The 24,678-nt window shown below is 36.1% G+C and carries 23 protein-coding genes and 1 riboswitch; of the genes, 6 read left to right on the top strand and 17 right to left on the bottom strand.

Annotated elements, in window-relative coordinates:
• Positions 1–102: 102 nt before the first annotated feature.
• Together gabT and NLJ82_RS01890 are read right to left on the bottom strand one after the other, a co-directional pair.
• Positions 103–1,467, bottom strand: a complete 1,365-nt coding sequence (gabT, locus tag NLJ82_RS01895) for a 4-aminobutyrate--2-oxoglutarate transaminase (RefSeq protein ID WP_001022110.1) — start codon at positions 1,465–1,467, stop codon at positions 103–105.
• Between the two features lie 142 nt (positions 1,468–1,609).
• Positions 1,610–2,356 (bottom strand): HAD family hydrolase, encoded by a 747-nt coding sequence (locus NLJ82_RS01890; RefSeq protein ID WP_000416635.1) that lies wholly within the window; start codon positions 2,354–2,356, stop codon positions 1,610–1,612.
• Positions 2,357–2,604: 248 nt separating this feature from the next.
• Here NLJ82_RS01890 and NLJ82_RS01885 point away from each other — a divergent pair, with 248 nt between their 5' ends.
• On the top strand, positions 2,605–3,774 hold the full coding sequence (locus NLJ82_RS01885; RefSeq protein ID WP_000229022.1) for an SAM-dependent methyltransferase: 1,170 nt from the start codon (positions 2,605–2,607) through the stop codon (positions 3,772–3,774).
• A 12-nt stretch (positions 3,775–3,786) separates the two neighbouring features.
• Here the strand turns inward: NLJ82_RS01885 and NLJ82_RS01880 are convergent, their stop codons facing one another.
• From NLJ82_RS01880 to NLJ82_RS01860, 5 genes are all read right to left on the bottom strand, one after another.
• Entirely contained in the window at positions 3,787–4,692 is a 906-nt protein-coding gene (locus tag NLJ82_RS01880; RefSeq protein ID WP_000977677.1) for a diacylglycerol kinase, read from the bottom strand.
• Positions 4,693–5,163: 471 nt separating this feature from the next.
• A complete protein-coding gene (gene gatB, locus NLJ82_RS01875; protein ID WP_001047685.1) occupies positions 5,164–6,591 on the bottom strand; it encodes an Asp-tRNA(Asn)/Glu-tRNA(Gln) amidotransferase subunit GatB in 1,428 nt (475 codons plus the stop codon).
• 14 nt (positions 6,592–6,605) lie between these two features.
• Positions 6,606–8,063 (bottom strand): Asp-tRNA(Asn)/Glu-tRNA(Gln) amidotransferase subunit GatA, encoded by a 1,458-nt coding sequence (gene gatA / locus NLJ82_RS01870; protein WP_000051444.1) that lies wholly within the window; start codon positions 8,061–8,063, stop codon positions 6,606–6,608.
• Between the two features lie 15 nt (positions 8,064–8,078).
• The gene (gatC, locus tag NLJ82_RS01865) at positions 8,079–8,369 is read right to left on the bottom strand and encodes an Asp-tRNA(Asn)/Glu-tRNA(Gln) amidotransferase subunit GatC (RefSeq protein WP_000086999.1); all 291 of its coding nucleotides are present in this window, start codon (positions 8,367–8,369) and stop codon (positions 8,079–8,081) included.
• Positions 8,370–8,510: 141 nt separating this feature from the next.
• A complete protein-coding gene (locus tag NLJ82_RS01860; protein ID WP_001254393.1) occupies positions 8,511–8,747 on the bottom strand; it encodes a YiaA/YiaB family inner membrane protein in 237 nt (78 codons plus the stop codon).
• 231 nt (positions 8,748–8,978) lie between these two features.
• Between NLJ82_RS01860 and NLJ82_RS01855 the strand changes: the two genes are divergently transcribed.
• The 4 genes from NLJ82_RS01855 to NLJ82_RS01840 all read left to right on the top strand — a co-directional run bounded on the left by NLJ82_RS01855 (position 8,979) and on the right by NLJ82_RS01840 (position 11,433).
• Entirely contained in the window at positions 8,979–9,461 is a 483-nt protein-coding gene (locus NLJ82_RS01855) for a MarR family winged helix-turn-helix transcriptional regulator (protein WP_000942473.1), read from the top strand.
• 77 nt (positions 9,462–9,538) lie between these two features.
• Complete coding sequence (locus tag NLJ82_RS01850) at positions 9,539–10,720, top strand: ArsA family ATPase (protein ID WP_002092701.1); 1,182 nt, start codon at positions 9,539–9,541, stop codon at positions 10,718–10,720.
• Positions 10,713–10,904, top strand: coding sequence for a DUF3926 domain-containing protein (locus tag NLJ82_RS01845; protein WP_000544092.1), 192 nt, complete (start codon positions 10,713–10,715; stop codon positions 10,902–10,904). The genes NLJ82_RS01850 and NLJ82_RS01845 overlap by 8 nt, the downstream gene beginning before the upstream one ends.
• Before the next feature lie 58 nt (positions 10,905–10,962).
• Positions 10,963–11,433 carry an HXXEE domain-containing protein gene (locus NLJ82_RS01840; RefSeq protein WP_041185156.1) on the top strand — a complete coding sequence of 157 codons (471 nt, stop codon included), beginning with the start codon at positions 10,963–10,965 and terminating at the stop codon, positions 11,431–11,433.
• A gap of 171 nt (positions 11,434–11,604) precedes the next feature.
• Here the strand turns inward: NLJ82_RS01840 and NLJ82_RS01835 are convergent, their stop codons facing one another.
• The 3 genes from NLJ82_RS01835 to NLJ82_RS01825 are packed head-to-tail and all read right to left on the bottom strand — an operon-like array spanning position 11,605 to position 14,143.
• Positions 11,605–12,447 carry a MetQ/NlpA family ABC transporter substrate-binding protein gene (locus NLJ82_RS01835; protein ID WP_001992483.1) on the bottom strand — a complete coding sequence of 281 codons (843 nt, stop codon included), beginning with the start codon at positions 12,445–12,447 and terminating at the stop codon, positions 11,605–11,607.
• Between the two features lie 21 nt (positions 12,448–12,468).
• Complete coding sequence (locus NLJ82_RS01830; protein WP_001261859.1) at positions 12,469–13,134, bottom strand: methionine ABC transporter permease; 666 nt, start codon at positions 13,132–13,134, stop codon at positions 12,469–12,471.
• Entirely contained in the window at positions 13,124–14,143 is a 1,020-nt protein-coding gene (locus tag NLJ82_RS01825; RefSeq protein ID WP_000622979.1) for a methionine ABC transporter ATP-binding protein, read from the bottom strand. Before NLJ82_RS01825 ends, NLJ82_RS01830 begins: the two co-directional genes overlap by 11 nt.
• 123 nt (positions 14,144–14,266) lie before the next feature.
• Positions 14,267–14,373: riboswitch (SAM riboswitch) on the bottom strand.
• A 242-nt stretch (positions 14,374–14,615) separates the two neighbouring features.
• Between NLJ82_RS01825 and NLJ82_RS01820 the strand changes: the two genes are divergently transcribed.
• A complete protein-coding gene (locus NLJ82_RS01820) occupies positions 14,616–15,179 on the top strand; it encodes a cysteine hydrolase family protein (RefSeq protein WP_000844889.1) in 564 nt (187 codons plus the stop codon).
• A 231-nt stretch (positions 15,180–15,410) separates the two neighbouring features.
• On the opposite strand, the gene NLJ82_RS01815 is transcribed toward NLJ82_RS01820, so the two are convergent.
• From NLJ82_RS01815 to pcrB, 7 genes are all read right to left on the bottom strand, one after another.
• Positions 15,411–15,560: a hypothetical protein gene (locus tag NLJ82_RS01815; protein ID WP_000521648.1), complete on the bottom strand. Its 150-nt coding sequence runs from the start codon at positions 15,558–15,560 to the stop codon at positions 15,411–15,413.
• A gap of 186 nt (positions 15,561–15,746) precedes the next feature.
• The gene (gene pruA / locus NLJ82_RS01810; RefSeq protein WP_000259550.1) at positions 15,747–17,294 is read right to left on the bottom strand and encodes an L-glutamate gamma-semialdehyde dehydrogenase; all 1,548 of its coding nucleotides are present in this window, start codon (positions 17,292–17,294) and stop codon (positions 15,747–15,749) included.
• A 153-nt stretch (positions 17,295–17,447) separates the two neighbouring features.
• Positions 17,448–18,218 (bottom strand): TSUP family transporter, encoded by a 771-nt coding sequence (locus NLJ82_RS01805; protein ID WP_000343965.1) that lies wholly within the window; start codon positions 18,216–18,218, stop codon positions 17,448–17,450.
• A gap of 95 nt (positions 18,219–18,313) precedes the next feature.
• On the bottom strand, positions 18,314–19,507 hold the full coding sequence (locus NLJ82_RS01800; protein ID WP_000717041.1) for a CamS family sex pheromone protein: 1,194 nt from the start codon (positions 19,505–19,507) through the stop codon (positions 18,314–18,316).
• Positions 19,508–19,523: 16 nt separating this feature from the next.
• On the bottom strand, positions 19,524–21,533 hold the full coding sequence (gene ligA / locus NLJ82_RS01795) for an NAD-dependent DNA ligase LigA (RefSeq protein ID WP_000031441.1): 2,010 nt from the start codon (positions 21,531–21,533) through the stop codon (positions 19,524–19,526).
• Positions 21,534–21,548: 15 nt separating this feature from the next.
• A complete protein-coding gene (pcrA, locus tag NLJ82_RS01790; protein ID WP_002026868.1) occupies positions 21,549–23,792 on the bottom strand; it encodes a DNA helicase PcrA in 2,244 nt (747 codons plus the stop codon).
• Between the two features lie 12 nt (positions 23,793–23,804).
• Positions 23,805–24,494, bottom strand: a complete 690-nt coding sequence (gene pcrB / locus NLJ82_RS01785) for a heptaprenylglyceryl phosphate synthase (RefSeq protein ID WP_000272093.1) — start codon at positions 24,492–24,494, stop codon at positions 23,805–23,807.
• Positions 24,495–24,678 lie beyond the last annotated feature (184 nt).

Genomic DNA, 24,678 nt, shown 5'->3' with positions numbered 1-24,678 from the left:
ACTTCCACTCCGTCGATTCACTTCACTACCTTTATTATAAAGTGAATTTTCTGCATTTTATATAGAGTCAGCTAGAATGTTTGCTGTTTTATTATTTAACTTTTAAACACGAGCAATATTTGCTTTCTCATAACAGACTTGCAACGATTCTTCAATGATTGTTAATCCTTCTTCCAGTTGCTCATCTGTAATCACTAATGGCATTAGCACACGAATAACATTACCGTATGTTCCTGCTGATAGTAGAAGTAAGCCGCGTTTATTTGCTTCTGCGCATAAATTAGCTGTTAACGTTTTATCAGGTGCTTTCGTCTTACGATCTTGAACGAGCTCAAATGCACACATTGCTCCTAAACCGCGCACATCACCGATGCAATTATATTTATTTTTCATCTCTTCGAATCGGTTCATTACGACTTTTCCTAATTCTATCGCTCTATCATTTAAATTCTCTTTTTCTATTACATCAAGTACTGCTAATGCTGCCGCACATCCTAGCGGGCTTCCTGCATACGTTCCACCAAGTTCTCCTGGTGCAGACTCATTCATAATTTCTTTGCGCCCAATAACACCACTAATCGGTACACCAGCACCTAATGATTTAGATACCGTAATTAAATCCGGAACGACATCATAATGATCAATGGCGAAATATTTTCCTGTACGGCTAAATCCAGTTTGAATTTCATCCGCTACAAATAAGATGCCGTGTTCTGAACAAATATTGCGTACTTCTTGCACAAACTTCTTACTTGGGACGATAAATCCACCTTCCCCTTGAACAGGTTCCATTACAACGGCTGCAATCGTTTCTGGTGCTACTTCTGATACGAAGAAATTCTTAAGCTCTTCAATCATAAAGTTATCGTACTGCTCTTCCGTTAATCCTTCTGGGCGGCGATATTCGTACGGGAATGGTGCTTTATAGACTTCAGGCGCAAATGGACCAAATCCAAACTTATATGGTTTTACTTTACTTGTCATCGTCATTGTCATTAATGTGCGTCCATGGAAACCTTTAGAAAATGCAATAATACCAGGTCTTTTTGTATATTTACGAGCGATTTTCACCGCATTCTCAACTGCTTCTGCACCACTATTTAAAAATAGTACTTGCTTATCAAAACTTCCCGGCGCTAATGCCGCAAGTTTTTCTGCTAATTCAATATATGGCTCATACATCATGACATTAAAGCCAGTATGAATGTATTGATCTACTTGTTTATGGAGCGCTTCTTTAACAGCTGGGTGACAATGTCCTACGTTAATTGTTCCTATCGCTCCAGCGAAATCAATGTACTGATTACCATCAACATCAGTAACAAGAGCACCATTTGCAGATTGTACAAACGTTGGGATGCCGTTACTTACTCCTTTTGGTACTATACTTTGGCGGCGTTCTAATAAAGACGCTGCTTTCGGTCCAGGAATTTGTTCATTTACTTTAGCAAATTTTTTTATATTCATTACGTACCCCATCCTTTTCTTTACATTGTTTTCTCTTTTCATTGCAAAATGTATGCCAATATTCTTTTCTAGTATTCATCTATTTCGCCATAAAAAATAAGTCTATAAAGACTCATTAAGAGTCTTTATAGACTTATTTTTCTTACACATTAGACTTTCCTTTTTCCCAAACAAACTCACCTGAATGAGAAATAAGGTCCCCAACAGACTGTACTACTAAATCAGCAAGTGGTTCTAATGTTTGACGATCTCCTGTACCAGATAGTACTCCAATTGCATAGCAATCACCGCCATTTTTCGCTAAATATAAATCAGTCGGTGTATCTCCAACGACCGCTACTTCACATGCCTCTAAATGAAACCTCTCACAAAAGGATTCTACAATTCTTTTATCTGGTTTTTGTGCTGGAAATGTATCTGAAGCTACAACATAATCAAAAAAGGTCTCTAATTGATACTGTTTTAAAAATAATTCTGTCGGTGCAAAATCATCCGCCGTGACAACACCTAAAATAAATCCTCTATCCTTTAAACCTTGTAAAATTCTCGGTAAATCCGCCGTCATTTTCATGTAAGAACGATGCTCGTACATAAGGGCAAACAGTTTTTCACTTACCCATTCATGCATTTCCTCTTCTTTAGATGACGTAATATACTTACAAAGCCCCTTTGCCACATCAAGGCTCGTTCCTGCCGCTATTGCGCTACGTGGGTGAACAAATACCCCATCCACACCGATTTCTTTTAATAAAGTCGGCTGCATTGATTGTGGCAGTTGGTATAATTTTATACATTCAGCCACAAGTTCTTCAGCCACTTTTATCCAAATTGAATGAAAATCCATTAATGTCCCATCTTTATCAAATAGTATTGCTTTTACTTTCTCCATAACACCCCACCTCTCGTCTCTTATCTCCTCCAGTGTATCAATAAAGTATGGATATAAAATAAACGAATTGTAAAAATACCATGAAAATCAAACTAACTTCCAATTTACAATACAAATCGGATTGTTTGACTATTACGTAACAGAAGCGTAAAATTACTCTCATCTTATTGAAAATTAGCTAATTACTTAACCTCATTAACTATCATGATAGTTTCCTAATTCTTTTTTTAAGTAGGAGATGTTTATATATGGTTGAAGAAATATTTTATAAGAAAACATTAGAAAATCTGTTTTTAGATCCTGTTCAAATTACACTTTGGGATGGAAACACTGTACAGTACGGTGAAGGGAATCCTCAATTTCATATTACATTCCACAAACCTCTTGCCAAAAAAGAGATAATAAAAGATCCCTCCATCGCATTTGGTGAAGCTTATATGAATGGAGATATTGAAATAGAGGGTAACCTTGAAAAAGCGATTGAGTCTATTTATAAAAACAAAGACAGTTTTTTAGGTAATAGCAAATTACAATACTTTACAAGCAGATGGAATTTTTCAAAACGAAAAAATAAAGAAGATATCGCCCATCATTATGATATTGGGAACGATTTTTATAAATTATGGCTAGATGAAACAATGACATACTCTTGTGCATATTTCCAAAATGAAACCGATTCCTTAACAGCTGCTCAACATAATAAAGTAAATCATATTTTAAAAAAGTTAAACCTTCAAAAAGGAGATACTTTGCTAGACATTGGTTGCGGATGGGGTGAACTCATTACAGCTGCCGCAAAACAATATGGTGTGAAAGCAACGGGAGTCACATTAAGTGAAGAACAATATGCAAAAACTCTAGAAAGAATCGAAAAAGAAAATCTCACAGATTTAGTTGAAGTAAATTTACTCGATTATCGTGATATTCACGAGCGAAAGTTTGATAAAATTGTTAGTGTAGGTATGATTGAACATGTCGGGAAAGATCACATTACAGAGTACTTTGAAACGGTCAATGCATTACTCAATGATGGTGGTATTTCCGTTCTTCACTGTATTACTTCTCCTACAGAGGGCGCTACTAATAGTTGGATTGAGAAATATATATTTCCTGGTGGATACGTCCCCGCCGTTAATGAATTAATTACTAACATAACTAATCAGCATTTCTTTATAGTTGATGTTGAAAGTTTGCGCAGACATTACGGTAAAACACTTCAACACTGGGCAGAAAACTTTGAAAATACACTAGATGAAATACGTAAAACAAAAGATGAGCGATTTATTCGTATGTGGCGCTTGTATTTAAATGCTTGTGCAGCTTCGTTTTATACTGGTAACATTGATTTACATCAATTTGTATTTACAAAAGGGATTAGTGATTCCATTCCTTGGACACGTTCATATATGTATAAATAAAAAAGGATGCCTTTACAGGGCATCCTCTTGATGTTCAGGAACAAATAGTTCCAGACAATGATACATATTTTCGAATTCCATCGGTGCATCTCCACCATATTCACCATCTAAATTAATCATTAGTTTATCTGGTGAATGCACTTTAATTCGGTTCGCTTGTGTGTATAGTACTTTTGGATTGTTAATATGTTCACCACGCTGCGCTTGTGTTGCAGCTTTAATTAAGTCGGCAATCGAACCTTTTTTCAGCACTAATAAATCAAATAAGCCATCGTTAATCGATGCATATGGTGCTACCTTTTCAAAGCCGCCCACTGAACGAGTATTCGTAATTAAAAACATCGTAATTTCTTCTTGTAGTAATTTTCCATCATACTCAATTTCAACATATGTTGGATGTAGTGATGGTAGCATTTCAATACCTTTTAAATAATAAGCAAGTTGTCCTAATACTGTCTTTAGCTTACTTGGTACTTCATATGTTAATTCTGTAATACGACCGCCACCAGCGATGTTAATAAAATATGTATCGTTTGCTCTACCAAGGTCTAATGGCACAGTTTTTCCTTCACAAATAATATCCGCTGCCTCTTCAATAGAACGAGGTACACCGATTGCACGTGCAAAGTCATTTGTCGTTCCAACTGGAATAATTCCAAATTTCGGACGGAATTCATGACCAACTAGACCGTTTACGACTTCATTTAACGTGCCGTCACCACCAGCCGCAATAACAACATCAAATTTACGCTCTACAGCTTGCCTCGCCGCCACAGTTGCGTCTCCAGGACCCGTTGTCGCATGACAAGATGCTTCATATCCAGCTTGTTCTAATTTTTGTAATACTTCCGGTAAGCTCTTCTTAAATAGCTCACGCCCAGAAGTAGGATTATAAATAATTCTTGCTCGCTTCATCATTTATTAGCACAGGAGATTTCTTTATGTATTGAAAAAGAACATACCGAACTTCTATTCAGTATTCCCATGCCTACCTCCTCTCATCTTCCTATCCTTCTTTTATCTCGCTCAAACAGGCAGTAAGAACCCGATTCGTGTAGCCCATCAAAAGTAAGTATTCATTTCAATGGTTTTGTTTTATTTGACAAAAAAATTTATGTCCATCTATTTCCTCACAACAATTTACATATAACGAATAATAATTATCTATTATTTCATGAGATGAAAAAAACCTCTATGTCTAGATTTATCATTATTCCCACCTTTTTGCAACTATCATACCATAGTTGCTATACAAACATTTTTCCACTTTTGACAGTTAATCAAACGTTTGTTTAAATGATTTTCTCTCATTTAAACAAACGTTTGATTAACCTAGAAAAACACCCATGTACGGGTGTTTTTCTGCTTAATCTTTAAAAGTTACTACTATTATCGCTTATTAATCTCTTCAAGTAAGATTTTGTTAACAAGCGGTGGATTTGCTTGTCCTTTTGTAGCTTTCATAATTTGACCAACTAAGAAGCCAATCGCACGGTCTTTACCGTTTTTAAAGTCTTCGATAGATTGCTCATTATTATCAAGAATTTCTGTTACAACTTTACGAAGTGTACCCTCGTCAGAAATTTGAACAAGACCTTTCGCTTTAACGATTTCCTCTGGGTCTCCACCTTTTTCAATTAATTCGTTAAATACTTTCTTCGCAATTTTAGAAGAAATTGTACCTTTTTCAATTAATTGAACCATTTTAGATAAACCAGCAGGCGTTAATGCAACATCTTTTAATTCTTTTTGTTGTTTGTTTAAGTATGCAAGTACTTCACCCATTAACCAGTTTGATGTTAATTTCGCATCAGCACCGTCTGCAACAGTTGCTTCAAAGAAATCAGACATTTCTTTCGTTAATGTTAATACGTGTGCATCATAAGCTGGTAAGCCTAATTCTGCAACGTAGCGAGCTTTACGTGCATCTGGAAGTTCTGGAATAGAAGCACGAACTGCTTCTTTCCACTCATCGTCGATGTAAAGTTCAACTAAGTCTGGTTCTGGGAAGTAACGGTAATCATCAGATCCTTCTTTCACACGCATTAAGATTGTTTTCTTCGTTGCTTCATCATAACGACGTGTTTCTTGTTGGATGATACCACCAGATAATAATTCTTTTTCTTGACGCACTTGCTCGTGCTCAAGACCTTTTTGTACGTAAGTGAATGAGTTTAAGTTTTTCAGTTCTGCTTTTGTACCGAACTTTTCTTGTCCAACTGGACGAAGAGAAATGTTCGCATCACAACGCAAGGAACCTTCTTCCATCTTACAGTCAGATACGCCCGTGTATTGAATAATTGATTTTAACTTCTCTAAGTATGCATATGCTTCTTCCGGTGTACGCATATCTGGCTCAGACACGATCTCGATTAAAGGCATACCTTGACGATTGTAGTCTACTAATGAACCATCAGCTGTATGCGTTGATTTACCAGCATCTTCTTCTAAATGAAGACGTGTAATACCGATACGTTTCTTTTTACCGTCTACTTCGATTTCAATCCAGCCATTTTCACCAATTGGCTTATCAAATTGAGAAATTTGGTAAGCTTTCGGATTATCTGGGTAGAAATAGTTTTTACGGTCGAACTTCGTTTCCGTTGCGATTTCACAGTTTAATGCCATTGCAGCTTTCATTGCAAAGTTAACTGCTTCTTTATTTAAAGTAGGAAGTACCCCTGGGTATCCTAAGTCAATTACACTTGTTTGTGTATTTGGCTCCGCTCCGAATTCTGTTGGACTCGCAGAGAAAATTTTCGAATTTGTTTTTAACTCAACGTGAACCTCTAAACCAATAATTGTTTCTAAATTCATCTATGCTCGCCTCCTTACAGACTTGCTTTTTTTGTATGATAGTCTGTTGCTTGCTCAAACGCATGTGCAACGCGGTAAATTGTCGCTTCATCGAAGTGTTTACCAATGATTTGTAGACCAAGTGGCATGTTGTTAGCACCGAATCCACATGGAACAGAAATCGCTGGAACACCCGCTAAGTTTACTGGGATTGTTAAAATGTCGTTTGCATACATTGTCATTGGATCATCAACTTTTTCGCCCACTTTAAATGCCGGAGTTGGCGTTGTTGGTCCAATAATAACATCGTAGTTAGCAAATACATTTTCAAAGTCGTTTTTAATTAATGTACGTACTTGTTGTGCTTTTTTGTAATATGCATCATAGTAACCAGAGCTAAGTGCAAATGTACCAAGCATAATACGACGTTTTACTTCATCACCAAAACCTTCGCTACGTGTGTTTTTGTAAAGGTCTAATAAATTATTTACATTATCAGAACGAACACCGTAACGTACGCCATCAAAGCGTGAAAGGTTCGCAGATGCTTCAGAAGAAGATAATAAGTAATACGTTGCTAGAGCGTATTTAGAGTGCGGAAGAGATACTTCCTCCCAAGTTGCGCCCATACCTTCTAATACTTTTAAAGCAGCTAGTACTGACTCACGAGCTTCTTCGCCAACACCTTCTCCTAAGTATTCTTTCGGTACAGCAATACGTAAACCTTTAACGTCGCCTGTTAAACCAGCTAAGTAGTTTCCTACTTCAACGTTTGCAGAAGTTGCATCCATACGGTCAAGACCTGAAATAGCTTGTAATAAGTATGCATTATCTTCTACTGTACGTGTAATCGGTCCGATTTGGTCCAGTGAAGATGCGAATGCAACTAATCCGTAACGAGATACACGTCCGTAAGTTGGTTTTAAGCCTACAACGCCGCAATATGCAGCTGGCTGACGGATAGAACCACCTGTATCAGAACCTAGAGAGAATAATACTTCTCCTGCTGCTACAGCTGCTGCAGAACCACCACTAGATCCGCCTGGAACGTAATCTAAGTTCCATGGATTTTTCGTAGCGTAGAAACCTGAGTTTTCATTTGAAGAACCCATTGCGAACTCGTCCATGTTTAATTTACCGATTGTAATTGTGTCAGCAGCTTTTAGCTTTTGCACAACTGTCGCATCATAAATTGGATCAAAGTTTGCTAACATTTTGCTCGCACAAGTTGTACGAAGACCGTTAGTTACAATGTTATCTTTTACACCAATTGGCATACCGAATAATAAACCATTATCTTCAGCGCCGATTTTTGCATCTAATTCTTTCGCTTTTGCGCGTGCATTTTCTTCATCTAATGTAAGAAAAGCTTTTACGTTATCTTCAACATCCGCAATACGTTTGTAAGATTCTTCTACTAAATCCGTAACGGAAATTTCTTTGTTGTTTAATTTCTTATGTAACTCTGATACTGAATGATCAAATAATGACATCGAAATTCCCCTCCTCTATTCTAATACTGCTGGAACACGGATTTGATTATCTTTGTGATCCGGTGCATTTTTTAATACTTCTTCAACTGGTAAACCTTTTTCTGGTACATCTTCACGCATAACATTTTTCATAGTTAATACATGAGTTGTTGGTTTTACATCTGTTGTATCTAATTCATTTAACTGTTCTGCAAATGTAACAATTGCATCTAGTTGTTTTTGAAATTTTTCTGCTTCTTGATCAGTAATTGCAAGACGTGCTAAATGTGCTACGTGCTTTACATTCTCAACGGAAATTCTTGACACGGCTAGGCCACCTCCATAATATATCGTTCAATCTACAATACTATTGATGATACCAAATTTTCAGTACTTCAAGCAAGTCAACACAGAGTACTTACGCCATTTTTACATAAAAAAAGAAAGGCAAATGCCTTTCTTTACAATTTACTCTTTATCTAACGGTTTATTTTTCGGAAATCTCTCGTTATCTTCTTCATTATCACGAATTGTTTTTTGTAATACAAAACAAGACATCGTTAAAAATAATGTTCCAATTAAATAGTATCCTTTTACACTAAGCGTTTCATCTAGCGTATAAATACCAATTAGCATACCTGAAAGTGCACAAACAAATGAAGTCCATGCTAAAAACGTGAACGCTTGCGTATTACGTCTTCTCATCGTTCTCCCCCTCGTTAGCAGTACATCCATTATAGATAAGTATATTTACCATGATGGATTTTTATGTAAATTCTAGTTTTATATTTATAAATCTATCATAAAAGAATACTATTTTAAAGAAAGTTTTCTGCCTAATCTGAAAAAACAATTAAAATCATTGACAATTATTTCTATTCTACATAAAATAAAAATAAATATTACGAACCTCGAAATATACGGGAGTGGAATTAATTGTTGCAATATGAACATTTTTTAGACTTACTGCTAGATAACGCCAAGAAACTTTTCTATCCTGAAGAATGGGTAAGCCTAGATTTAACACTTTCTAAAACAGAAGTATTTTGTTTACTTTGGATGGAACGAAATACAGATATTACAATGACGAAAATTGCTGATCTTCTTGATATACCGATGAGTACAACGACAGGTGTTGTAAATCGCCTTGTAAAAAAGGGATATATTGAACGCTATCGTGATGAAAACGACCGACGTATTGTATTAATTCGTTTAACAGAAAACGGCGTAATACTCGTTCAAGAAGTAAAGCAAAATGCAGCCCATTACTTTAGCTTAGTAACAGAAGCATTATCAGAAGAAGAAAAAGCATTCTTACTACAAATCTTCCAAAAGATTATGAATCACATCGCTACGTCACAGCAAAAAACAGAAGAAAAAGTTTCTACACCTAAAATGAAAAACATTCCGATTGAATAAAAACCCTAATAGGGTTTTTATTCAAAAAAATACTTCGACACTCGTAATATTCGATATTCGAAACAAAGGGGATATGAATGATGAGAATTATCTTGTATACAGGTAAAGGCGGCGTAGGAAAAACTAGCATTTCAGCAGCAACAGCAATTCAAAGTGCGAAACAAGGATTAAAAACTTTAGTAATGAGCACAGATCCTGCTCATAGTTTAGGAGATTCATTTGGTATAAAGCTATCTTCTGAGCCATTAGAAGTTCGTAAAAATTTGTGGGCACAAGAAATTAATACGATTTATGAGATGGAAAAAGGCTGGGGAAAATTACAGAAATATATTACACTACTCTTCACTTCCAAAGCAGCCGATGATATTACAACAGAAGAATTAACGATGTTTCCTGGTATGGAAGATTTAATTAGCTTACTTCGCGTGCTCGATTATTATAAACAAAACACATATGACGTTATTATCATTGATTGTGCTCCAACAGGAGAAACATTAGCAATGCTCAGCTTTCCAGACATGCTCGGCTGGTGGATGGAAAAACTCTTTCCTATTAAAAGAAAAGTTTTAAAAGTTGTTCGCCCTGTAGCTCAACCACTTCTTGGTGTCCCCCTTCCAACCGATGATATTATGGACGAATTAACAAATACACTTGAACAACTCGGAGAAATGAGGGATATTTTATCAAACCGAGACGTAACGAGTATCCGCATCGTTGTAAATCCCGAAAAAATGGTCATTAAAGAAGCACAGCGCAGCTTTACGTATTTAAATCTATACGATTATAACGTAGATGCCATTATGATCAATCGTGTCATTCCTAACACTGTCACCGATCCTTATTTTCAAGCATGGAAAGATACCCAAAAGAAATATAAAACATTAATTCAAGATAGTTTTGATCCACTTCCTATTTACGAAGCTCCAATGTTTGAACAAGAAGTTGTTGGTTTACCTATGTTAGAACGTGTAGGAGATACTTTATTTAAAACGGATCATTGTCCTACTGAAGTAAAATTTAACGGTCGCACTCAATATGTAAAAAAAGATGGCGATGAATATATTTTCGTTTTGTCCATTCCCTTCTCTAACAAAAGTGAACTTGCATTAAATCAAAAAGGCGATGAGCTTATCATTCGTGCTGGTTCTGTTAAGCGGAACATCACATTACCCAAAACGTTAACACATCTTTCTATTCAAGGAGCAAAATTCGAAGATGATGTACTAAACATTCGATTTGGAGGTGTCGTACATGCATGAAGAACTACTAAGGAAAGTCATCCGTACAAAAATAAAAGTAGGTATGCATATATTAGAAGAGTTACCTACCCCAATCCAGCAATCAGCTAAGCAAATGCTAAATATTTTACAAGAGGAACTAGCTGCTTATCCAAAAGAACAAGGGCATCATGAAGATAATTTAAAAAGTATTATAATTGAATGAATATCTCTGGGTAGAGGGCCTTTCTAGGCTTTCTATCTCCATATTGGAGTGATGTAAGTTGTCAAAAAAAATTCCAACTATTATGCTTTGGCTTATTCCCTTTTTATTTTTCATTCATAACCTTGAAGAATCTTTCCAAATGCCACAATATCTTGCTAATCAATTTTCAATTACTTTTATAACTAGTCAACAATTTTCCATTGCTATTTTTATATTGACTCTCTTTGTTTTACTTATCGTCTTTCTATATCAAATAAACATCTTGTCTTCTATATACTGGATTATTTTTATACAAGGGGCAATTTTCTTCAACTCTGTTCAACATATTATTTTGTTTTTCATTTACCGTTCTTATAACCCTGGCGTAATATCCGCAGTTTTCATTGCCATCTTTTCTATTTTCTTTTTTTCATCCCAAAAACACTTAATTCATAAAAATAAATTCTTAATTACACTCGCTTTCAGCTTATTTTCTTATCCTATTATAATTTGGATTACCTTACTATTCGCTAGCTACTTTCATTCATAAAAAAGACCAGGAAAACTCCTGGTCCATTACTCTACTTAACAAACATTGGATTCTATGTTATACAGAATTGGAAGGTACAGAATTAGGGTTTGTTTTGTTTGTTAAGTAGATTATATGTTGAACGAACTAACAGCGGAGGGGTTCCTTCTGTTAGTCCATTAAACCCAATCATTATTTTACGATTTTTTCAAGCTCATCAAGTGAAAGATCTACTGAAATTGAACCATCATTTGTTTCTTTCTTAATTGCATCTGTTACTTCTTTTGAATGATATAGTTCAATTACTTTTTTCAGTGTTGGATCATCTTTATCTTTCGTACGAGCTGCGAAAATATTAATATATGGCTTCGCATTTTCATTCTTTGGATCTTCTAAGAAAATTGGATCCTTCGCTGGATCTAATCCAGCTTGACCAGCAACACCGTTATTAATAACTGAAGCTGCTACATCTTTTAATACACGAGGTGTTTGCTGTGCGATAACCGGTGTAATTTTTAACTTCTTCGGATTTTCAGCAATGCCGCTTGGATCTCCAAATAGACCAAAGTCTTTTTTAAGCTTTAATAACCCAGCTGCATCAAGAAGTTTTAATGCACGTGCTTGGTTCGTTGGATCATTTGGAATCGCAATTTCTGAACCATCTGGAATTTCATTTGCTTTCTTATGTTTTTCAGAGTATAAACCCATTGGTGCAATTTGCGTTGTACCAACAGCTGTAATATCTAGCTTATGCTCCTTTTTAAATTGCTCTAAGAATGCAATATGCTGGAATGAATTTAATTCAATATCTCCATCAGCTAACGCTTTATTTGGCGTTGTGTAATCAGAGAACTCAACCAGTTTAACTTTAATTCCTTCTTTTTCAGCTTTTTCCTTTACAATTTCCCAAGCGTTTCCATCCGTTCCAGTTACACCAATGCGAACTGTTTTCTCTTTTGTTCCTGCATCCGAGCAGCCACTTAACGCCGAAATTCCTACAATTGCTGATAATGCAAATGCTAAAATTTTCTTCATTTCCTTTTCCCCACTTCCTTTTTATGATCTGCGTAAAAAGACTTTCGCAAAGTAGTTTCCTAAGTTTTGAGCTAACTGTACAAGAATGATAAGTAAAACGACCGTTACGAACATAACTGATGTATCAAAACGTTGATAACCATATGTCATTGCTAAATCACCAAGACCGCCGCCACCGACAAGCCCCGCAACCGCAGAAAATTCAATTAAACCAACTGTCATAAATGTAACACCTAAAATTAATGGCGCTAACGCTTCTGGTACAAGGATTTCAAAAACAATTCTAATTGGTGAAGCACCCATCGCTTGCGCTGCTTCGATTACCCCTTTCGGAACAGAAACAAGATTTGTTTCAACCATTCTAGCAATACCGATTGATGCAACTAACGTCATTGGGAAAATTGCTGCCGCCGTTCCAATTGTCGTTCCGATAACACTTCTTGTTAGCGGGCTTAAAGCTACTAAGAATATGATGAATGGAATTGGACGAATTGTATTAATGATAATATTAAGAATAGAAAAGACCCATTTATTTTCTAAAAAGTTTCCTTTTCTCGTTACATATAAAAGTAAACCTAGAGGTATACCAAGAATTGTAGCGAATATAAGGGTTACAATTACCATTAAGAGGGTATCCCCCGTCGCATCTAATATGCGCGGCCAAAATATACTCCAATCAACTCGCATGAGCTTCTACCTCCTTCAGCTGCACTTGCAGTCTTAGATGTTGTAATGCTTTTTGAATTTCCCTCTGTTCACCTTGCAATTCTACAAGAAGATTTCCAAATAACACATTTTGAAGTTCAATAATATTTCCGTACAGTACATTTACATCGACATTATAGTTTTTTGCGATATATGATAGTACTGGCTGTCCTGTCTCCTCACCAGTAAATGTTAGACGATAAATCTGACCACCATTTTGAATTTTTGCTAAAACACTTTCCGGTAAATGATCATTAATAACAGAACGTACAAAGTTTTGAGTCGTCTTTGTTTTTGGTTGTGTGAAAACATCAAACAGTTTTCCTTCTTCAATAACTTTTCCTTTCTCCATTACAGCTACACGGTGACAAATTTCTTTCACAACATGCATTTCATGTGTAATAAGAAGAATTGTTAAATTATATTCTCGATTTACTTTCTTTAATAAGTTTAGAATTTCTGTCGTTGTTTCTGGATCTAAAGCTGATGTTGCCTCATCACATATAAGAATATCTGGTGATGTTGCAAGTGCTCTAGCAATACCAACACGTTGCTTTTGTCCGCCTGATAGCTGCTCTGGATAATTGTTTGCTTTATCTTCTAACCCTACAAACTTCAGCAATTCATTTACTCTTTCTTTTATCTCATTCTTTGGTACTTTCGCTAACTTTAATGGATAAGCAATATTCCCAAACACTGTTCTTGAATTAAATAAATTAAAGCTTTGAAAAATCATCCCGATTCTTTGTCTTAGCTTCCGTAATTCTTTCGTCGACAATGATGTAATATCTTTATCATCTATTGAAATCGTTCCTGCCGTTGGTCTCTCTAACATGTTTACTAGGCGTAATAATGTACTCTTTCCAGCGCCACTAAAACCGATAATGCCAAAAATTTCGCCTTTCTCAACTGATAACGTTACATCCTCCACCGCATGAACAGATTGCCCACCTGATTCATATACTTTACTTACATTATTAAAAGAAATCATTTTTCCCCCTCCTATATGCTGTAAAAACTTGAAGCAGAGCTCTCGAGGTAAAATAAAAAGTGCTCTCCTTCTTATCAACCATAAAGATAAGAAGGAGAGCACTTATATGTACTCGTTCACATCTTCTCATCTTCCAAGCCTTTCATAGACTTGCTGGAGTTAGCACGGTATTAAAAAAACCCGTTGCTGAGGTATCGTAGGGCCAGTCCCTCCACCTCTCTGGATAAGAATGTATCGATTTAATTGTCGTTTAATTAATTCTCATTATAGAACTCAGAATAATAAGAGTCAATACATTTTTTAGAAAAATATTAATTATTTCTTTATTAAAATTTTCAGATGAAAAATTCAAGAAAAAATAGTAATATTTAAAGTTATGTAAAATTCTCCTCTTGCATATTTTTTAAAAGGATAATCTTCTCTACTAATTGAATACCATTATTTGAATATGAAATCGGAGGAAGATAAATATATGAAAACAGCTCTTTTACTCATTGATATTCAAAATGATTATTTTCCACACGGCAAAATGGAATTACGTAATCCAGTCGAAGCAAGCGCATATGCCCGTCGGCTACTACAGCTCTTTAGAAAGAAAAACGAACCTATTTTTCATATCCAACATGTAGCAATAAAAGAGGACGCTACTTTTTTCCTACCCAATACAGAAGGTGTACATATTCATGAAAGCGTGCGCCCACTTAAAGAAGAAACCGTTATACTCAAACATTATCCAAATAGTTTTCGCGAAACCGATCTTCTAGAGCAATTACAACGTTTAAATATTGAGCACCTCGTCATATGCGGGATGATGACTCATATGTGTATTGATGCTACCGTAAGGGCTGCCTTTGATTTCGGCTTGCAATGTACTGTTATACATGATGCTTGTGCGACAAAAGATCTTTCTTTTAAGAATGCTACGATACCCGCTGTTTATATTCATAATACAATTTTAGCTAGTTTAAATGGCGTATATGCAAATGTAATGAGTACAGAGGAGTTTTTAGCTACAAAAAAACACTCTCTTCAGTGAGCAAAACCGAAAAGAGTGTTTCTTGTCAAACCATAGATTTTCTTTCAAATTGTATTATACAGGAAATCCTTAAAATGAATACAAAAAAATGTGACTAATAAGTCAACTTTTCTCGTTGTTTTATTTCTATTTACATGTTTATCCCGGTATTAATAGGGTTTAGCTAGTTCCACTTACCAAGTAGTAATATATGGTAAGTGTTTTTTGATTCAAATTAACTAGTTTCTCCTATTATTTATCTGTTTGTTTTTGTTTCTTTTTCAAATACTCCGCACGCAATTTTTCAATTTGCTGCTTTTTATCAAATTTGACAGGCGTCTGTTTTTCATGAAACTTTGCGACAGCTACCTGGCCTTTGTAATCCAATTGATATTTTCCCACTTTGTTCACCTACTTTTCTTATCTTTAAAGAGAATCTATTCAGCAAATATAAATATACCTCATTTTGCTGAAGTAAACCTTATTACTTTATTAGTTTTTCTACTGATTACTATGTTAATCCACATATAAAAATTTTTTCAAAAAAAAGAGATCTTCGCAGACTGCGAAGATCTCTTCTACTATTTCTTATAAAGTTTCAGAAGTAGTTTTTGCTTGCATGTGAAGCGCTAAGTAGTCAGGACCACCAGCTTTAGAGTCTGTACCAGACATGTTAAAGCCACCGAATGGTTGGTATCCTACGATTGCACCAGTACATCCACGGTTGAAGTATAAGTTACCTACGTGGAAGTCTTCACGTGCTTTTTCAATATGATCACGGTTGTTAGAGATAACTGCTCCTGTTAAACCGTATTCTGTATTGTTTGCAATTGCAAGTGCATGGTCAAAGTCTTTTGCTTTACAGAATGCTACTACTGGTCCGAAGATTTCTTCTTTCATTAAGCGAGCATCTTCTGCAACGTCAGCAACGATTGTTGGTTGGATGAACCAGCCTTTAGAATCGTCTCCTTCGCCACCTGCTAAAATTCTACCTTCTTCTTTACCAATTGCAACATAGCTCATTACTTTATCAAATGCAGCTTGGTCATTAACAGGACCCATGTTTGTACCTAATACAGCTGGGTTAGCAACTGTTAATTCTTTCGTTAATTCAACAGCACGATTTAATACGTGATCGTATACATCTTCGTGGATTACTGCACGAGAACATGCAGAACATTTTTGTCCTGAGAATCCGAATGCTGATGCAACGATAGATTTAGCTGCTAATTCAAGATCTGCTTCTTTATCAACAACGATTGTATCTTTACCGCCCATTTCAGCGATAACGCGTTTTAACCAAATTTGGCCTGGGTTTACTTTCGCTGCGCGCTCATAAATACGGATACCTACATCACGAGATCCAGTGAAGCTAATGAAACGTGTACGAGGGTGATCTACTAAGTAGTCACCAACTTCAGAACCATTACCTGGTACGAAGTTTACTACACCAGCTGGTAAGCCAGCTTCTTCTAATACTTCCATGAATTTCGCTGCTACTACAGGAGTTGTACTAGCTGGTTTTAGTAATACTGTGTTACCAGAAACTAAAGCAGCTGTTGTCATACCTGCCATAATTGCGAATGGGAAATTCCAAGGAGAAATGATAACACCTACTCCTAATGGAATGTAAGAGAAACGATTATATTCAATTGGACGGCTTTCTACTGGAATTCCGTCTTTTAATTTCAACATTTGACGACCATAATATTCCATAAAGTCGATTGCTTCTGCTGTATCAGCATCTGCCTCATTCCATGGTTTACCTGCTTCTTTTACAAGAATAGCAGAGAATTCATGTTTTCTACGACGAACGATCGCTGCAGCACGGAATAAAATGTCTGCACGCATTTCTGGCTTTGATTTTCTCCAAGTTTGGAATGTTTCATCCGCTACTTGCATTGCTTTTTCAGCTAACTCACGGCTTGCTTTTGAAACACGACCAACAAGTTCCTCTTTATTTGCAGGGTTTACAGAAACAATTTTGTCTTCTGTAGTGATTTTTTCTCCCCCAATAATTAATGGATAGTCTTGCCCAAGATAAGATTCTACTTTCTTTAAACCTTCTTCAAACGCTAATTTGTTAGCCTCCACTGAAAAATCTGTAAATGGCTCATGTTTGTATGCTACTACCATTATTTTTAGCCTCCCCTTAGAAAAACGTTTACATTTTACAACATTATTCTACACGATAATTTAGATTTATTCAAATATTCCTAGACTTATATTTTAAAAATTAATTAATTTTTAAAATATAATAAAAAAACAGAGTTATACAAATGTATAACTCTACAAAATATGAGTATATTCCAAAATGTTTTTGCTAATCAATAAAATGGTTACTAACAAAAATAAAGTCCTTACATATCCAACACCTTTTTGAACTGCAAACTTCGATCCAAAATAAGCGCCAAAAATCATCGATAACCCCATAATAATACCGTATTCAAAATGAATTACGTCTAAAAATAAAAAAGTGATTAACGATACGATATTACTAACAAAGTTCAAAAGTTTTCCAGATGCTGCCGCTTGAATAAAATCCAAACCAATTAATAAAAATGCAAAAATTAAAAAGGATCCCGTCCCTGGTCCAAAAAAACCATCGTAAAACCCTATCATTAAAATAACAAAGAAAAATATTAATGTTTTTCTTTTCGTCATCTTCTTATAGGTAGACACACTTCCCCAATCCTTTTTCGCAATAATATAAATAGCAATAAATACCAACATTACAAGCACTAACGGACGTAAAATATCTGGAGGAATAAACTTTACTACTAAAGCACCTGCTACTGCTCCTATAACAGTTAACGGGATTAACTTTCCTACAATTTTAAAATCGACCTTTCCCGATCGAATAAAGTAAATCGCACTCGTAAACGTCCCCATCGTTGCAGCTAATTTATTGGTTGCAATTGCCGAAGCTGGCGGTAAACCAACAAACATAAGTGCCGGAAGCGAAATTAACCCTCCACCGCCAACAACTGAATCAATAAAAGCTGCTAAAAAACCGAATGCAATTAATAAAATAATGACTTGAAAACTTAATTCATCCATGCCCTTTACCCCTTACCCCATTATTTATAACATTTTAAATTATAACAAAATTACCCAAGAAAAAAAGCCGTTCCATAAAGGAACGGCCCTTCTACTTAATCTAAAATTTTCACATACGGTTCATCTTGCTTCGCTTCACGTATAATAATCGCTTCTGGACGCTCTACAGATTTAATCGTTACTTGTACTTTCATATAATTCGGGAAGTATTCCATAACAAGCCCGGCTACATATTGTGTAAAGCCAATTATTTCTGCTTTCCCATTAAACTGGACAGGAATATCAAGCTTTATTTCTCTTAATTCATCGTCTCTATACATACCAGTACCGATAACAGCTGTATAGTCACCTTGGAAATAATCGCTTAATTTTGCCTTGAAGTTTGATACTCTAGCCAAGTCTTCACGTTTATTATCTGTTTTCGCTTGTTCAGATGGGAACAAATAATATTTCTCATTAATTTGTTTCCAATCCTCAACCGTTTCACTACCTTTTTCGACATTCGCATAAGAAACAAAGTTACCTGGTACGAGCGAAGACTTTGGAGCCTGACGATAAATCGCAAATGTTATCGGAAGGTTTTTTGTCTCAGGATCTTGTTGATGCATAACTTTCAAGATTTCTGGCACCATTTTTTTCCCTTCAGCTAACATCTTTTCATTCGAAATTGCAGCCTCACGCGGATACCCATGCTCTTCCTCATAATAATGAACCGAATTCATCGCTAATCCAACTACAATGCCACTACGCTCATCTTTTTTGTCTTTGTTCACATAATAATCATGTTCTAAAATATTGGAAATATATATTGGATTTTTTTTATTTTTCGCCTCTAATGATTCGGATCCTGCACCTAATGCGGGATTTAACCCTATGTTCGGGAATTTAACCGCATCTTTTTTTAATGTATCTTCTAGTTCCTTTTGTTCTGCATCTGTACGTTTTCTTTTAACAAGCATCTGTATATACTGAGTAGTTAGGGACTTTCCGCCTTTTAAAACATTATCTTTCGTACTAAATGATTCTTTCGCAATACGCATTAATCCTGTTTCAAATTCATCTATATCAAGGCGATTACTTACTCCTTGCACAACTAAGCCACGTGCGTTTCCTCCCTCAAATGGAATAGTCGTCTTATAATATTCATCCGAAATAGAGTAATTCGGGACGATTGCTTGCTCTTTTGCTTTCCCCGATTTCTCAACCACTTTTTCATCTTTGTCGGCACCTGCACTACACCCACTTACAAGTAGGCCAAGGCTTAATACCGCTAATGCTATTTTTTTCATGGTAAGTTTGCACCTCTTACTTATTTAGCTCTTGTAAGAACCTCTCTTCATTCCAAACCTCGACATTATGTTTCTCCGCTTGTGCTAATTTCGAACCTGCCGCTTCACCTGCAACAACTAAATCCGTACTTTTACTAACACTTCCTGTTACTTTTCCACCTAATGCCTCAATCTTCTTCTTCGCTTCACTACGTCCCATAACTTCTAATTTCCCTGTTAAAACGACAGTTTTTCCTGCGAAGTACGACTCAACGTTTTGTAAATCAGCAATTTTCATGCCTTTATATGTCATGTTCACGCCGTATTCTTTAAATTGTTGTAATAACTCTAATACGTCTTCATTATCAAAATACGCCACGACGGATTGAGCCATTTTTTCACCAATCTCGTTAATTGCTTTTAGTTCTTCTTCTGTCGCTTTCACAAGTGCATCCATCGTTTCAAAATGCTCAGCAAATGTACGTGCTGCTTTCGCTCCGACATGGCGAATACCAAGACCGAATAATAATCGCTCTAATGAGTTTTCTTTAGAATTCTCAATTGCTTGTACTAAATTCGTTGCTGATTTTTCTCCGAATCGTTCTAGCTGTAATAATTGCTCTTTCGTCAACGAATATAAATCAGCAAATGTACGAATATAATCTGCCTCAAAGAGTTGTGTAATGACACGTTCTCCAAGTCCATCAATATTCATTGCATTTCTTGAAACGAAATGGATTAACCCTTCTCGAATTTGAGCAGGACAAGTTGGATTTATACAACGAAGTGCTACCTCTTCTTCTAAACGAACTAGTTCACTCTCACATGCTGGACAATGCGTTGGCATATGATATTCTTCTTCCTCACCAGTACGCTTATCGAAAAGAACATTCACAACTTCAGGAATAATATCTCCAGCCTTCTTCACAACAACGTAGTCACCAATTCGAATATCTTTTTCACGAATTAAATCTTCGTTATGTAAAGAAGCACGACGAACGATCGTACCAGCCACTCGCACTGGCTCTAGCTCTGCAGTCGGTGTTACAACCCCTGTACGACCAACACTTAATTCAATGCCTGTTAATCTTGTTACAACTTCTTCAGCTGGGAATTTATAAGCAATTGCCCATCTTGGACTCTTTGCTGTAGTGCCTAGACTTTCTTGAAGAGCGACATCATCTACTTTTATAACGATCCCATCAATCTCATAATCAAGATGCGGACGTTTTTCTTGCCATTCTTCTACATAAGCTATAACTTCTTCAATTGTTTCACATGTGCGTCGATTTGGATTTGTTTTGAATCCAAGTTCACCTAAGAAATCAAGCGATTCACTATGTGATAGGATTGTTTTTTCTTCTACATTCGCAAGACCGTATACAAACATAGATAAGTTACGCTTCGCTGCAATTTTCGGATCAAGTTGGCGGATTGAACCTGCTGCCGCATTACGCGGATTCGCAAATACATCTTCACCATTTTGCTCTTTTTCTTCATTTAACTTAACGAATGAACGCTTCGGCATATAAGCTTCGCCTCGTGCCTCTAACGTTACTTCTTCATTTAAACGAAGCGGGATTGCTTTAATCGTTTTTAAATTTTGGGTAATATCTTCACCTGTTACACCATCACCACGTGTTGCCCCTTGAATGAAGCGTCCTTTTTCATAATGAAGTGAAACAGCAAGTCCGTCAATTTTTAATTCGCATATATATCTTACATTCGCATCATCAATTCCTTGACGTACTCGTCGGTCAAAATCACGTAAATCCCCTTCGTTAAATGCATTTCCTAAACTTAACATCGGTGACTTATGTGTTACTTTTTCAAATATATCAAGAACCGTTCCCCCAACGCGAACGGAGGGAGAATCTTCACTCATAAACTCTGGATTCTCTGCTTCTAATTTTATAAGCTCCTGCATATTACGGTCATACTCCGCATCAGAAACAGAAGGATTGTCTAATACGTGATATTGATAGTTAAATGTATTTAACAAATCACGTAATTCTTCTATACGTTTTTTTGCTATCTCTTTTGACATATCCTCATTCCTTTCCTATTGTTTCGTCACAGGTGCAAATTTTGCTAACAAACGTTTAACACCAATTGGGCTTGGGAACGCAATATCTAATTCTTTTGCATCTCCTTCACCTTTTACACTTACAACTGTACCGACTCCCCATTTTTGGTGGGAAGCTTTATCGCCTACTGCCCAGCCAATTTGTTCGCCGCCTGTCGTCTTAGCTGCAGGACGCGCGAAAGCTGAGCGAGAACGTGTTGTAGTTGTCGTTTTACTGCTACTTGCCGTTCTTCCTTTTGCACCAAATGAAGTTTCACGCTTCGGCGCTGTTTCATTTAATGATTCCACTAGTTCTGTCGGGATTTCTGTAATAAATCGAGATGCGGCATTCATACTTGTTCTACCAAATAAAGTACGCATTTGTGCATTAGATAAATACAACTCTTCTTCTGCACGAGTAATACCTACATAAGCAAGACGACGCTCTTCTTGCATTTCATCTTCTTCCATTAGAGAACGAGTATGCGGGAATATTCCTTCCTCTAGACCAACAATAAAGACAACTGGGAATTCTAATCCTTTCGCTGAGTGCATCGTCATTAAAATAACTTCCTCACCAGCAGTTGGGTCTTCATCTACACGATCAATATCTGCAACAAGTGCTAAGTCTGTTAAGAATGCAACAAGACTCTTATCTTCACTTTGAGATTCAAATGTTTGCGTAACAGATAAAAACTCATCTAAGTTCTCTAGACGACCTTCTGCTTCTAACGTACGCTCATTTTTCAACATATCGCGATAGCCTGTTTTCTCAATAACTTCTTCTACCAATTCTGTAACAGATAAATACTCTTGCATATTTACCCAGTTGTGTAATAAACCTGCGAATTCCTTTACTGCCTTTGTAACCTTTGCACTTACTCCAACATGCTCAATCTCATCGAATACAGCAGTTAAAGAAATTCCATTTTGTACACCATAATTAATAATTTTGTCGATAGAAGTCGCACCAATTCCGCGTTTTGGTACGTTAATAATACGCGCAAAACTAATCTCATCATCTGGATTCCCAATTAAACGTAAATACGCCAAAATGTCTTTAATCTCTTTACGGTCGTAGAACTTCGTACCGCCGACAATTTTGTAAGGAATATTAGATTTCAGGAAAATCTCCTCGACCATACGAGACTGCGCATTTGTACGATATAACACTGCAAAATCAGTATATTTTCGTTTTCCCATTTGAATATCGTCGCGAATTTTTTTCGCAACAAAGTATGCTTCGTCCTTTTCGGTTGCAGCACGATAATACGAAATTTTGTTTCCAACTTCATTATCTGTCCATAATTTCTTCGGTTTACGATTCGTATTTCTTTCAATAACCGCATTCGCTGCATTTAAAATATTTTGTGACGAACGATAATTTTGTTCTAACAGGATAACTTGCGCATTCTCATAGTCTTTTTCGAATGACAAAATGTTGGAAATGTCCGCACCACGCCAGCGATAAATTGACTGATCTGAGTCACCTACAACACATAAATTTTTAAAACGTGCTGCTAAATGTTTAACAAGAAGGTACTGCGCTTTGTTCGTATCTTGATACTCATCCACGTGAATATACTGGAATTTGCGCTGATAAAACTCTAGTACTTCTGGAACACGTTCAAATAGTTGAATCGTCGTCATAATTAAATCATCAAAGTCTAGTGAGTTATTTTTCAAAAGACGTTTTTGATATTCTGTATATACATCGCTCGTTAATTTTTCATATGGATCAGCAATTGTAATTTTCTTTGCATATTTATCCGCAGATAACAATTCATTTTTCGCATTACTAATACCAGCTAAAATAGAGCGCGGTTCAAATTTCTTCGGATCAATATTGCGCTCTTTCATAATTTTTTTGACTACAGTTAACTGATCACCTGAATCTAAAATTGTAAAATTACGATTAATACCAATGCGATCGATATCACGTCGTAAAATACGTACACACATAGAGTGGAACGTAGAAATCCAAATATCTTCAGCTTCTGGTCCGACAAGTGTATCAATACGCTCGCGCATTTCACGAGCGGCTTTATTTGTAAAGGTAATAGCTAGTACATTCCATGGCGCTACTCCTTTTTCACCGAGTAAATACGCAATACGATGTGTTAACACACGCGTTTTACCACTACCTGCGCCTGCCATTAATAGAAGTGGTCCGTTCGTTGTTTGTACTGCTTTTTGTTGCTGCGGATTTAAACCATTTAATAATCTATCTGTCATACTCATATACGCCTGCACCTACTCTCCTTTTACTGCTTTAACCGTTTTTAACGCTGCTTTTATATCATCATAAATAATATTTCCGACAACTACTGTATCAGCATGCTGCGCCATTTCCTTCGCCTGTTCAGCATTAGAAATACCGCCGCCATAATATAACTTAGCTTGTTTCAATTGTGCTTTCACATTTTTAACAAGTTCAACATCTCCATACGTACCGCTATATTCTAAATAAAATATCGGTAAACGTAATAGCTTGTCTGCTAAACGCGCGTATGCAATTACATCATCTTCTGTTACATCACACTTTGCATCTGTAAGCTGGGCTACTTTCGCTTCAGGATTTAAAACACAATATCCTTCCATAAAAATTTCGTCCCAATCCATAATATCCCCAAATTCTTTCAAAGCCTCATGATGAACGCCTGTTACCCATTCTACCTTTCGGCTATTTAAAACGCTTGGGATATAATAAAAATCGAATCCTGGTGTAATTGCTTCTACATCAGAAACCTCTAACACACAAGGAACTGCATATCTACGAATGCTAACTAGCATGTGTAGTACATTATCAATTGTCACTCCATCACTTCCGCCTACAATAACAGCATCTGTTCCAGACTCACAAATCATTTCTAAATGTTCGTCACTTAACTCCTTATTCGGATCAAGCTTAAATACATGTTTCCACCCGGAAATATCGTACATGAAAACACCCTTTCTTTTCTCAAGTTGTATATATTTCTGTTTAAAATAACAGTTTATTTTCATTAGGATTTTTTAAGTTCACCTTAAATATTTGTTTAAAGCGGAGAATTAAGTTTGGAATCCCCTCTTCCACATTTTTCAAACGAGAGGATTTAATTTTGAACTTCCTTTTATGCATTCTCTC

Source organism: Bacillus paranthracis (assembly GCF_024296885.1).
Taxonomy (GTDB): Bacteria; Bacillota; Bacilli; order Bacillales; family Bacillaceae_G; genus Bacillus_A; species Bacillus_A paranthracis.
Note: the sequence above shows the minus strand (reverse complement) of the source record. Positions and strands in the feature narration are given on the sequence as shown.